The sequence below is a fragment of the Streptomyces sp. NPDC057654 genome (genome assembly GCF_042800135.1).
Classification (GTDB): Bacteria; Actinomycetota; Actinomycetes; order Streptomycetales; family Streptomycetaceae; genus Streptomyces.
This window is the reverse complement of sequence record NZ_JBHVHQ010000185.1, coordinates 1-11854: the sequence shown is the minus strand read 5'-3', so window position 1 is coordinate 11854 and position 11854 is coordinate 1. Positions and strand designations below refer to the sequence as shown.

Sequence of the window (11854 nt, the reverse complement as noted above, 5' to 3'; positions counted from 1 at the left end):
GCCATGATCCGCGCCACGGTGCGGGCCTTCAGCTCCGAGTACTCCAGGAGGTTCGGCGCCCGGCCGACGGCCTCCCGCTTGGCCGCCGCGTACTGCGAGGCGGCGTCCGGGTGCGTCCTCAGGTAGTCGCGGAAGAGGATGTTGTCGGTCCACAGCCGGCCGCGCCGCTGGACGACATGGGCATTGACCGGCTGCCCGGAGCGCCGCCGCAGATACTCGCGTCCGGGGACGCCGGCCTGTCCGAGATGCTCGTAGGCGAGCCCTTCGAGGCGGCGGACGGCGGCTGCGGCGTCGGCGTCCGGGCAGCCGATCTGGATGTCGACGACCGGCTTGGCTACGAGCCCGGGAACGGCGGTGGAACCGATATGAGCCACCTCCGCCGACAGCCCGTGCAGCGCCGCCGCGATCTCGCCGACGGCCTCCCGGCCCCGCGCCGCCCACGCCGGGTCGTGCGCCGTCAGATGGACGGGCTCATCAAGATCGGTCACGCCGCCACGGTACGGGCACCGCCCCCTGCGCCGGACCCGGGGCGCCCGACGCCCCGTCAGACGTCCTCGCGGCACTCCCCGCGGCGCGCCCAGGCGTGGGCCGTCACCGACCCGGCGCAGTCGCCCCCGCGCGCTCCGGCTCCGGAGCGCAGTGCGCGCGCCGGTAGGCCAGCGGGGACAGGCCCAGGTGGGTGTGGAAGTGCTTGCGCAGGGCGACCGGGTCGCCGAAGCCGCAGGCGGTGGCGATGCGGGCGACGGTGAGGTCCGTGGATTCCAGCAGGTCGCGGGCCTGGACCAGGCGCCGTTGCAGCAGCCATCTCAGCGGGCTCGTGCCGACCTCGCCGCGGAACCGCCGGGTGAACGTGCGCTCGCTCATGTGCGCGTGCCGCGCCATGTCCTCCAGGGTGATCGGTTCGGCCAGCCGCCCCAGGGCCCACTGCCGGGTGGCCGAGGTGGAGCGGTCCGCGTCCGCCGGGACCGGGTGCTCGATGAACTGCGCCTGCCCGCCCTCGCGCCACGGCGCCACCACGCACCGCCGCGCGGCGGCCCCGGCCACCGCCGACCCGTGGTCGAGGCGGACCAGATGCAGGCAGAGATCGATCCCGGCGGCCCCGCCCGCGGACGTGAGGACGCGTCCGTTGTCGACGAACAGCACGTCCGGGTCGACCTCCACGCCGGGGAACAGCCGCGTGAACAGGTCGCACAGCGCCCAGTGCGTGGTGGCCCGCCGCCCCTCCAGCAGCCCGGCCGCCGCGAGCAGGAACGCCGACGTGCACAGGCTCACGACGCGGGCCTCCGGGGGAATCCGGTCGAGCGCGGCGGCCACGCCCTCGGGCAGCTTTCCGGTGGCGACGAGGTCTTCGGTGGGCTCCTGGGTGGCGATCACCACCGTGTCCGCGGTCTCCAGGAGCGACTCGTCGTGGTCGACGACGATCCGGAAGTCCTCACTCGTACGGACCGGCCGGCCGCCGAGCGAACAGGTCTCCACGGAGTAGAGGCGCGCCCCGTCCAGGTCACAGGCCCCGTTGAACACGCGGGCCGGAATGCCCAGGTCCAGCGGTACGACCCCGTCGAGGGCGAGAACGGCGACGCGATGCGGCATGGCCGTAATGGTACGACAGATGGCTGTACGGCCACTCGCCGCGCCCGTGCACACCGGAGAAGCTGGACGGCATCAGGAGCCGACCCCTGTACCGGGCCCCTCGCCCGGACGAAGAACACAGCACAGAGCACAGAGCACACAGCACTGCGCACACGCGATGCGGAAGCGAGCGAGAACAGCATGAGCGAGCACACGATGCGGGCCGTCACCATCGAGGAGTTCGGCGGACCGGAGGTGCTGACACCCGGCCGTGTCGCCCGGCCCGAGCCGCTGCCCACCGAGGTGCTGGTGCGCGTGCACGCCGCCGGGATCAACCCGGTGGACTGGAAGACCCGCGCGGGGCACGGCATGGCGGGGCTCCAGACGATGCCGCTGATCCTCGGCTGGGACGTCTCGGGCGTCGTCGAGGAGGTCGGCTTCGGGGTCACCACGCTCGCGCCCGGCGACGAGGTCTACGCCATGCCATGGTTCCCGCGCCCCGCGGGCGGCTACGCCGAGTTCGTCACGGCGCCGTCCCGCCACTTCGCCCGTAAGCCCGCCTCCCTCGGCCACGTCGAGTCCGCGGCCCTGCCGCTCGCCGCTCTCACCGCGTGGCAGGCCCTGGTCGACACGGCGGGCGTCGTGAGCGGTCAGCGGGTCCTGGTCCACGCGGCGGCGGGCGGCGTCGGCCACCTGGCGGTGCAGATCGCCAAGAAGCTCGGCGCCGAGGTGATCGCGACCGCCAGCGAGCCCCGCCACGCCTGGCTCAAGGAGCTGGGCGCGGACGAGACCGTCGACTACACCCGGCAGCGCTTCGAGGACGTCACCGGCAAGGTCGACGTCGTCATCGACCTGGTCGGCCCGCAGGACGACACCGACGTACGGTCCGTGGCGGCGACCCGCCCCGGCGGCCTGGTCATCTCCATCCCGAGCGGCGTCTCCGAGAACCTGGCCGCCGCGGCCGCTCAGGCGGGCGTCCGCACCAGCCCCCTGCTGGTCGAGCCGGACTCCGCCGCCCTCACCGCCATCGCCGGGCTGGTCGACTCCGGCGCCGTCCGGGTCGAGGTCGAGCGCGCCTTCCCCCTGGAGCAGGTCGCCGAGGCCCACCGCCTGGGCGAGACCAACCGCACCCGCGGCAAGCTCGTACTCGAAGTGGCCTCCTGACACTCACAGCACGTTCAGCCGGCGGACTCCGGGGTCGCTCGGAGGGCCGCCGCGCTGCGGTACGCACCCGGGGTCTGGCCCATGGTCCGGGCGAAGGTGTCGATGAACGCGCTGGTGGTGGCCCAGCCGCAGCGGCGGGCCGTGCCGGTGACGGTGGCGCCCTCGGCCAGGTGGAGCATGGCGTGGAAGACACGGGCGCTGGTGCGCCACTGCGGGTAGGTGGTGCCGAACTCGGTGCGGAAGAGCCGGGTGAGGGTGCGTTCGCCGACGCCGACGTGGCGGGCCAGCCAGGCCAGGGAACGGGGCTCGCTCAGGTCTTCCTCCACCGCCCGGCAGGCGTGGGCCAGGCGCGGGTCCTGCGGGGTGGGCAGCGTCAGCGGGCGGACGTCCGCGCGGCGCAGCCGGTCGTTGACCACGGCCCGCAGCCGCCGCCGTTCGGGATCCGGCAGGTCCGGTTCGGTGTAGGCCATGAGGAGTTCGCGCAGCAGGCCGTCCACGGCCAGTACGGTCGGCGAGCCGTCGGGCAGCGGGGCGTCGTCCGGCGGGAAGCCGATGGTGTGGATCATGCTCTCCCCGTAGACCCGGTGCTGGTGCCACATCCGGGCCGGCGTCCAGACCGCGCGGTTGCTGGAGACCACCCAGGTCCCGCGCTCGGTCATCACCGATGTGACTCCGGTGCTGACGTAGAGGAGTTGGTGGTACTCGTGCCGATGGCGCTCGATGACCTCGCCGGCGGCGTGGACGTGGAAGCTGCTGGGCGGGATCGCGGGCTGGGGCGCGGGTGGGGAGACCGGGCGATGGCTATTCTGCGACACAAGTAGGCAGAATAATGGAAGTGCGCCGCCATGCCCCACTGGCAAAGTGACGTCATGGACACCACACCAGGAGCGTCACCCCGGCTCCGCCACCGACCATGCCCCGGCCCCTGCCCCCGCGCCGCCCGTACGACCGAGCCGGAGGCCGCACCCCGGTGACCGTGATCAACAAGCCCAAACCCACCGGCATAGCGGCCCGTATCCGCGGCGCGGCCGTCGATACGCGCCCGCTCGCGATCCCGGCCTACCGGCGCGTCCTGATCGGCCAAGGAGCCTCGCTCGTCGGGACGATGCTCACCGAGGTCGCCGTCCCGGTGCAGATCTACTCGATGTCGCACTCGTCGATGTACGTGGGTCTGGCCGGGCTCGCCGGGTTCGTGCCCATCGTCGTGTTCGGGCTGTACGGCGGCGCCATCGCCGACGCGGTCGACCGCCGCCTGCTCTCCCTGTGGTCGTCGGGCGTGACCTGGGCGGTGACGGTCCTCCTCCTCGTCCAGACCCTCCTGGGCATCGGATCGGAGGTGCTGCTCCTCGTCCTCGTCGCCGTCCAGGGGGCCGCGTTCGCCACATCTTCCTCGGCGCGCGGCGCCATCATCCCGCGCATCGTGCCGCGCGAACTGGTCCCCGCCGCCAATACGCTCCAATTCACGGTCAGCAACATCGGGCAGATTCTCGGGCCGCTCATCGCCGGCATTCTCGTCGCGCTGCCCCACGGATTCGCCTACGCGTACGGCGCCGACGCGCTCCTCTTCACCGCCTCCCTCTACGCGACCTTCCGATTGCCCTCGATCAAACCGGCGGGCAAAGCGGTCAAGGCGGGAGCGCGCGCCGTATTCGAGGGCCTCCGCTTCATCGGCGGCAACCCGGTGCTGATGATGTCGTTCGCGGTGGATATCGCCGCCATGATGCTGGCGATGCCGAAAGCGCTCTTCCCGCAGGCGGCCGCCACCCATTTCCACGGCGGAATCGGACTGCTGTATTCGGCGATCGCCATCGGGTCCCTGGCCGCCGGTCTGTGCAGCGGCTGGATCTCCCGCGTACGGCGGCAGGGCGTGGCGCTCACCTTCGCCGTCATCGGCTGGGCGGTCAGCATCGCCCTGGCCGGATTCGCCCGCACGCTCTGGCTCACCGTGGCCCTGCTGATGCTCGCCGGCGCCGCCGACCTGGTCAGCTCCGTCTACCGGCAGACGATCCTCCAGACCTATGCCCCGGACGAGATGCGCGGCCGTATGCAGGGCGTCTTCACCGTCGTCGTGGCCGGCGGGCCCCGCCTCGGCGACCTGCGCGCGGGCGCCATGGCGGCGGCCACGACGTTCAGCATCGCCTGGTCGGGCAGCGCCGTGCTCTGTATCGTCCTGGTCCTCGTGGGCGCCTTCGCCGTACGCCCGTTCTGGCGCTACGACGCGTACGCCGCCCACGAAGTCCGGGCGACGAGCGAGACGGACGAGATGGGTGAGACGGGCGAGACAGGCAAGACACAGACGGCGGACGACGCGCAGGACACGGAGGGTGTCCATGCCGCGCCGGCCGCCGCCCACGTCGCGCCCGCGGAGTCGTCGGCCCCGCGCGGCGAGCCCTGACGGGCTACCGGGTTTCCAGGTCGTAGTCCTGGCCCCGCCAGCTGAACGTGCCGGTGGCCGGCCAGCTCGGCGCCCCGTCATTCAGGGTGAAGAGACCGGCGGCGGCCTCCGCCGCCGCCAGGTAGAACTCCGCCTGGCGGCTGTTGTAATCGCGCTGCTGGTGCGGGTCCGGGCGGAACCGGTATTCGTGCTGTGAATTCGCGACTCCGTTCGCGCTGAGTCCCACGGCCCTGCTGCCGGTCCTGCTCTCGTAGTAGGTGAAGGTCCGGCCGTTCACTGTCACCTCGGGCATGGCGCCCTCCTCCGTCTATCCCCGTGCTCGGGTACGAAGCCGGTGTTCCGTGGCGCCAGCACAATTCGGAGCTGCTACGTCCGAATTTGCACCTCCGATTTTCCGCCACCGCCACCGTGACCCTGGAGTTTCCCAAGAATTCCCGCCCCTTGGTAGGCGCGTTCTCGCCGTCCCCCGCGCTTGCGGATGTGCGGCGCGCGAACCATTGCTCTACTGGGAGCCGGGAGGGAGGAAGGACGGTTCCCGTGCCCGAGGCGGCGAACGGTGGCAGCGGGCCCGAGCGCGTGGACGCGATCGTCGTCGGGTCCGGGTTCGGCGGGTCGGTGGCCGCGCACCGGCTGGCGGCGGCCGGGCTGTCCGTCGTCGTCCTGGAGCGCGGCCGGGCCTATCCGCCGGGGAGTTTCGCCCGGACGCCCGCGGAGCTGGGGCGGGCGCTGTGGGACCCGAGCGAGGGGCTGTACGGGCTGTACGACGTGTGGCGGTTCCGGGGCTGCGACTCCCTCGTCTCCAGCGGCCTCGGCGGCGGCTCCCTGATCTACGCCAATGTGCTGCTCCGCAAGGACGAGCGCTGCTTCGTGCGGCACGAGGCGCTGCCCGGCGGCGGCCACGAGTCCTGGCCGCTGACCCGCGCCGACCTCGATCCGCACTACGACGCGGTGGAGGCGGTGCTGCGCCCGGTGCCGTACCCGGTGGACGCGCCTCCGTACGCCCGTACGCCCAAGACGGCCGCACTGCGGGACGCGGCGGAGCGGGCCGGGCTGCCGTGGTCCCCGGCGCCGCTCGCGGTGTCCTTCTCCCCCGCCCCCGGCGCGCCGCCAGGCCCGGAACTGCCCGTCGCCGACGCCCCGTACGGGAATCTGCACGGGGTGCCGCGCCGGACCTGCGCGCTGACCGGCGAGTGCGACCTCGGCTGCAACAACGGCGCCAAGAACACCCTCGACCACACCTATCTCTCCGCCGCGCGCCATGACGGCGCCGACCTGCGGACCGGCCACCAGGTCACGACGGTCGAGCCGCTCGGGGACGGCGGCTACCGCGTCGGCTACGTCGTGCACCCGGTGGACGGCGCCGGAGATCCGTACGCCGAGCGGCACGGTGTCCGCACCGCCGATCTCCCCCGCCGCCACCTGGACTGCGACCGCCTGATCCTGGCCGCCGGGGCCTACGGCACCGTGCGCCTGCTGCTCGCCAACCGCGCCCGGCTGCCCGGCCTCGGCCCGGCGCTGGGCACCCGGTTCTGCGGCAACGGCGACCTGCTGACCTTCCTGTACGGGCGGCCGGGCGCCCCCGCGCCCCGGCCGGACCGGGGGCCGGTGATCACCGGCGTGGTCGACGTGCCCGGCGAGGCGGCGGGCGGCTCGGGCCGGGGCCACATCGTGCAGGACGGCGGCTATCCGGGGTTCCTCAACTGGTTCATGGAGGGCGCCCGGGTGGCGGGCGGCGTGCGCCGGATGGCCGCCTTCGCCGCCGGCCTGGCGCTGTCCTCCGTCTCCGACACGCCGGACAGCAACATCTCCGGCGAGTTCGCGGAACTGCTCGGCGCGGGCGGCGGCTTCCCCGGCGTGCTGCCGCTGCTGGGCGTGGGCCGGGACGTGCCGGACGGGGTGATGACGCTGCGCGGCGGCACGCTGGACGTCGAGTGGACGACGCGCACCAGCCGCGCGTACTACGAGGGGGTCCGCACCACCATGCGGGCGCTCTCCGACGCCATGGGGACGCGCTGCCTGGACAATCCGCTGTGGCTGTGGCGGCGTGTCGTGACCGTGCACCCGGTGGGCGGCGCGCCCATGGGCGACCGGCCCGAGGACGCGGTGTGCGACGCGTACGGGGAGGTGTTCGGACATCCGCGGCTGTACGTGGCGGACGCGGCGGCGCTGCCGGGGCCGGTCGGCGTCAACCCGTCGCTGACGATCGCCGCGCTCGCCGACCGCATGTCCACGCGGCTGCTGGAGATGCGCCCGCCCCGGCCCGCGTACCGCCCCCCGCCGTCCCCAGTCGCCTCCGCCACCACCCTCACCTTCGCGGAGAAGATGCGCGGCGCGCTCGCCGACGGCCCGGCGCTGACGCTGCGGCTGACCATCGCCGTCGACGACGTCGACGCCTTCTGCGACTCGCCGGACCACCGGGCCGAGGCGCGCGGCGAGGTGGCCTGCGAACCGTTGGGCGGACGGCTGACCGTACGGGAGGGGTGGTTCAACCTCTTCGTGCCGGCCGGGTCGCCGGGGCGGCGGCGGATGCTCTACCGGCTGCACCTCCATGGTCCGGACGGCCGCGATCTGACGCTGACCGGCCGCAAGGAGGTGGGCGACGATCCGGGGTTCGACCTGTGGCCGGACACGACGACGCTGGCCGTCGGGGTGTGGCCGGGGCTGCTCGGGCCGGACGAGGAGCCCGAGGAGGCGCGGCTGTGTCACGGCACGGTGCGCGTGGGGCGGCTGGACTTCATCCGGCAGCTCGCCTCGATGCGGGCGGCGGGCGCGGCGCCGCTCGCCGGGCTGACCCGGTTCGGCCGGTTCTTCGCCGGTGAGTTGTGGGACGTGTACGGGCCGGGGCGCGCGTAGCCCCGAAACCCCCCGAAACCCGGTCCGGGTCAGTCCGCGTGCTCACGGAGGAAGTCGACCAGTTGCGGGAAGACGTCCCGCGCGCTGTCCTTGCCCATGAAGACGTCCTGGTGCCCGTAGCCGGGGAAGAGCCTCAGCCGGGAGACGCCGGGGGCGAGCCGGGCCAGTTCGCGCTGGCAGGCGGTGTTGGAGTCGGACATGACGTGGTTGCGGTCGCCGCTGGTCAGCAGGAGCGGCGTGGTGAGGCCGGCCGCGGCCTCCAGGTAGTCGTCCGGCAGGTCGCGGTAGGCGGGGTCGCCGGGCCGGTACTTCACCGCGCGGCCCGCCCGTACGATCGCCCGGATGTGCCGGTAGTAGTGCACGCCGGTCGCCCCGAACAGGTCGGCGATGCGCTCGTGCGTCACCGGCGACATCCGCTCGTGGTCGAAGAGCGCGGGCCGCCCGGCGCCCCACATGGCGCTCACCATGTGGCAGGAGGGGACGTCGCATTCGCGGTGGAAGAGGGAGACGGTGCGGGCGATCACGCGGCCGCGGCTGAAGTGCGCGTCCTGCGGCCAGGCCGGGTTGAGGTAGGGCAGCCCGAGGACGTACTCGGTCAGGCCGGGCACGACGCGCAGCTTGCACCGGGACCAGGCGGGCAGCCGCAGCACCAGGGCCGAGCTGTTGGCGATCGCGCTGCTGACGCCGGTGACGGCCCCGGCGGCCAGGCTCATCGCGAAGGCCACCGCGCCCAGGCAGTGGGCGATGACGTGGATGCGGCACCCGGGCCCGACGTGCGCGCGGATCTCGGCGAGGGCTGTGGGGAAGTCGTGGAGGGCGACGTCGTCGAGGGTGAAGCGGTGGCAGGCGAGGTCGTACGGGAACCGGTTGCTCATCCGGTGGTCCAGCGCCCAGACGTCCGGGAAGCCGTGGTCGAGCAGGTACCCGGCGAGGTTGGCGTGCTCGGGCATGATGAACATGTCGCTGGACGTCGTCAGCCCGTGGACGAGCAGCACCGCGTCACGCGGACGCGCGGAATTCCCAGGACCTTGCGGCGGCCCGCGCCGGAAGCGCGTCAGGGTCAGGCCCAGCCCGTCCCCGGCGGCGAACGGATGCACGGTGGCCTCGGCGTCGTGCACGCCTTCGCTGGTGAACATGGGGATGAGCCGCTCCATACGGCACCTGACCTCCGCTGCTCCGCCTCCCGAGTGGCCTGGGTGTTTTGTCGCTAGACTTCAAAAATATTCCATTTCGTCACCTTTGTCGCCTAAGTCGCTGCGTGCCGATGTCCACGGCCCCACCGACGGGAACCGAGCGGTCCGATGTCCGAGAGCCCCGCACCCCACAGCGGCAGCGCGCTCGTCGGCCAGCCGCTCGTCAGCCATCCGCTCGTCGGCCGGACGGACGTGGTGCGGCTCCTCGACGCGGAGGCCGCGCGGGCGGCCGGGGGCGCGTTCCGGCTCGTGGAGCTGACGGGCGAGCCCGGCGCCGGCAAGACCAGGCTGCTCGGCGAGGCGGGCGCCGCCGCGCGGCGGCACGGCATGACCGTGCTGCGCGGCCGGGGCACCGAGTTCGAACACGACGTGCCGCTCGCGCTCGCCGTCGACGCCCTCGACGACCAGGTGGAGAACCGGGCCCGGCGGGTCCGCGACGCGCTGGACGCGGAGAGCACGCAGCTGCTGGCCGAGGTCTTCCCGGCGCTGTCGGCGGCCCGCGCGGAGCCGGGCACCGGGGCCGCCGCCCCCGGCCCCGGCCTGCACCGCTACCGGCTGCACCGGGCCGTACGCCTGCTGCTGGAGGTACTGGCGGACCCCGACGGCCTCGCGGTCCTGCTGGACGACGTGCACTGGGCGGACGAAGGGTCCGTCGAACTGCTCGCCCACCTCGCCCGGCACGCGCCGCGCGGCCCCATCCTGCTCGCCGTCACCTACCGCACCCGGCAGGCCGGGCCCCGGCTCACCGCCGCCCTCGCGGACGCCGCGCCGGGGCTCGGCACCCGCGTCCAGGTGGCGCCGTTCTCGCTGCGGGAGGCCAGGGAGTTCCTCGGCCCGGCCGTCGGGGCCCGGCGGTGCCGCGCGCTGTACGAGGCCAGCGGCGGCAACCCGCTCTACCTGGAGGCGCTGTCCCGGTCCGGGGCCCGGCAGACGGCGCTCGCCACGCTGGCCCCCGCCGCGCGGGCCGTGCCGGGCGCGGCCCCGGTGCTCGACGGCGACGACGACCAGGTGCCGGGCGCGGTGCGCGAGGCCCTGGCCGCCGAGCTGGCGGCGCTGCCCGCGCCCGCCCGGCTCGCCGCACAGGCCGCGGCGACGCTCGGCGACGAGTTCGACCCGGCCATGGTCGCGATCGCGGCCCGTACCACCGACACCGAGGCGCTGGCGGCCCTCGACGAACTGGCCGCGCGCGATGTGGTGCGCTGCGCGCCGTCCCCCGGCCGGTTCCGCTTCCGGCACCCCGTCGTACGGCACCTCGCGTACGCCTCCTCGGGCGTGGGCTGGCGGGTCGCGGCACACGCGCGGGTGGCGGCGGCCCTGGACGAGCGGGACGCGCCGACGGTCACCCGCGCCCGCCATATCGCCCGCTCCGCGCGGTTCGGCGACCTGCTCGCCGTCGGCGTGCTCGTCGAGGCCGCCCGCGCGACCGCCTACCAGTCCCCCGCGACCGCCGCCGGGTGGCTCCAGACCGCGCTGGACCTGCTGCCCGAACGCCCCGACGGCCCCGGCGCCCCCGATACCGCCGAGGGGCCCGGCGCCGACCGGTTCGCCCTCCTCGTCGAGCTGGCCCGCCTCCAGGGCGTCGGCGGCCGGCTCGTACAGGGCCGGGACACCGCCCTGGAAGTGCTGCGGCTGCTGCCCGCCGACGCCTGGGCGCAGCGCGCCCGCGCCGCCCGGTTCTGCGCGATCCTGCAACGGCTGCTCAACCGGCAGGACGAGGGGCGGGCCCTGCTCCGCGCGGAGCTGGGCCGGGTGCCGCCGGAGCACGCGGCCGAGGCGGTGCCGCTGCGGCTCCAGCTGATCGGCGACAGCATCATCCGCGCGGACTACCCGGCCGCGGGCGAGCAGTTGGACGAGCTGACCGCCGTCCTGGAGCGGGCCGGGCCGACGCCGTCGGCGGACGGCGGCTCTTCCGGCGGCCCGGCGCGCGAGGCGTGGATGCCGGAGGACTGGGTCGCCGAGGAGTGGGTGCCGCTGATCGCGCTGCGGTTCGCCCACGCGCACGGCGTCGGCGAACGCGCGGCCGCGGCCCGTTACGCGGAACGGGCCGACCGGCTGACCGACGAGGCCACGGACGCCGAGCTGGCGCTGTGGCTGGAGTCGCTGTCCTTCCTGTGCTGGGTCGACGCCATGATGGGGCGGCTGCCGCAGGCCGTACGGAAGACCGAGCGCGCCCTGGCCATCGCGGACGCCACCGGGCAGAGCTACCTCGCCCCCTGGGTCCTCTCCGCGCAGGCCTTCGCCTTCGGGCGGATGGGGCGGCTGGCCGAGGGCGTGGACCGGGCCGAGGACGCGGTCGACGCGGCGCGGCTGCTGGGCTCGGACGAGTGCGTCGCGCTGGCCCTCGCCGTCAAGTGCCTGCTCGTCGGCTGGACCGGCGAGCACACGGCGGCGCTCACCGCCGCCGACGAGGCGATGCGGCACGCCGGGGCCCGCCGCGAGTGGTGGGCCCGGCTCGGCGGCGTGGGCCGGGGCATGGCGCTGGCGGGGCTGCACGAGGTGGACGAGGGCGAGGCGCAGGTGCTGACCGCGTGCGACGACTTCGTCGCGCCGCTGCTGGAGCAGTCCTGCCTGCTGATCTGCTGCGAGGCCATGGCCGACGCGGAGGCCGAGCGCGGCCGGCCCGCGGCGGCGGCCCGGTGGGCGGAGCGGGCCGAGGGAGTGCCGGGCGGCGGCACGGAGT

9 protein-coding genes are annotated in these 11854 nt (G+C 74.4%); 4 read left to right on the top strand and 5 right to left on the bottom strand.

Annotation, left to right across the window (positions count from 1 at the left end; genetic code table 11):
- Both ACFU99_RS16595 and ACFU99_RS16590 read right to left on the bottom strand, forming a co-directional pair.
- Window positions 1-488 (bottom strand): GrpB family protein (locus tag ACFU99_RS16595; RefSeq protein WP_384391950.1); only part of this gene is annotated, 488 nt, incomplete at its 3' end.
- A gap of 103 nt (window positions 489-591) precedes the next feature.
- Window positions 592-1590: a GlxA family transcriptional regulator gene (locus ACFU99_RS16590; protein WP_384391947.1), complete on the bottom strand. Its 999-nt coding sequence runs from the start codon at window positions 1588-1590 to the stop codon at window positions 592-594.
- A gap of 180 nt (window positions 1591-1770) precedes the next feature.
- Here ACFU99_RS16590 and ACFU99_RS16585 point away from each other — a divergent pair, with 180 nt between their 5' ends.
- Window positions 1771-2733: an NADP-dependent oxidoreductase gene (locus ACFU99_RS16585; RefSeq protein WP_384391943.1), complete on the top strand. Its 963-nt coding sequence runs from the start codon at window positions 1771-1773 to the stop codon at window positions 2731-2733.
- A 14-nt stretch (window positions 2734-2747) separates the two neighbouring features.
- On the opposite strand, the gene ACFU99_RS16580 is transcribed toward ACFU99_RS16585, so the two are convergent.
- Window positions 2748-3548 (bottom strand): AraC family transcriptional regulator, encoded by an 801-nt coding sequence (locus tag ACFU99_RS16580; RefSeq protein WP_384391940.1) that lies wholly within the window; start codon window positions 3546-3548, stop codon window positions 2748-2750.
- Window positions 3549-3646: 98 nt separating this feature from the next.
- On the opposite strand from ACFU99_RS16580, the gene ACFU99_RS16575 reads away from it, so the two are divergent.
- Window positions 3647-5128, top strand: coding sequence for an MFS transporter (locus tag ACFU99_RS16575; protein WP_384391937.1), 1482 nt, complete (start codon window positions 3647-3649; stop codon window positions 5126-5128).
- A gap of 4 nt (window positions 5129-5132) precedes the next feature.
- Here the strand turns inward: ACFU99_RS16575 and ACFU99_RS16570 are convergent, their stop codons facing one another.
- The gene (locus ACFU99_RS16570) at window positions 5133-5420 is read right to left on the bottom strand and encodes a hypothetical protein (protein ID WP_384391934.1); all 288 of its coding nucleotides are present in this window, start codon (window positions 5418-5420) and stop codon (window positions 5133-5135) included.
- Between the two features lie 245 nt (window positions 5421-5665).
- Between ACFU99_RS16570 and ACFU99_RS16565 the strand changes: the two genes are divergently transcribed.
- Window positions 5666-7981: a GMC oxidoreductase gene (locus ACFU99_RS16565; RefSeq protein WP_384391931.1), complete on the top strand. Its 2316-nt coding sequence runs from the start codon at window positions 5666-5668 to the stop codon at window positions 7979-7981.
- Window positions 7982-8010: 29 nt separating this feature from the next.
- Here the strand turns inward: ACFU99_RS16565 and ACFU99_RS16560 are convergent, their stop codons facing one another.
- Window positions 8011-9117 carry an alpha/beta hydrolase gene (locus ACFU99_RS16560; protein ID WP_384391929.1) on the bottom strand — a complete coding sequence of 369 codons (1107 nt, stop codon included), beginning with the start codon at window positions 9115-9117 and terminating at the stop codon, window positions 8011-8013.
- Window positions 9118-9282: 165 nt separating this feature from the next.
- Here ACFU99_RS16560 and ACFU99_RS16555 point away from each other — a divergent pair.
- Window positions 9283-11854 (top strand): AAA family ATPase (locus ACFU99_RS16555; RefSeq protein ID WP_384391926.1); only part of this gene is annotated, 2572 nt, incomplete at its 3' end.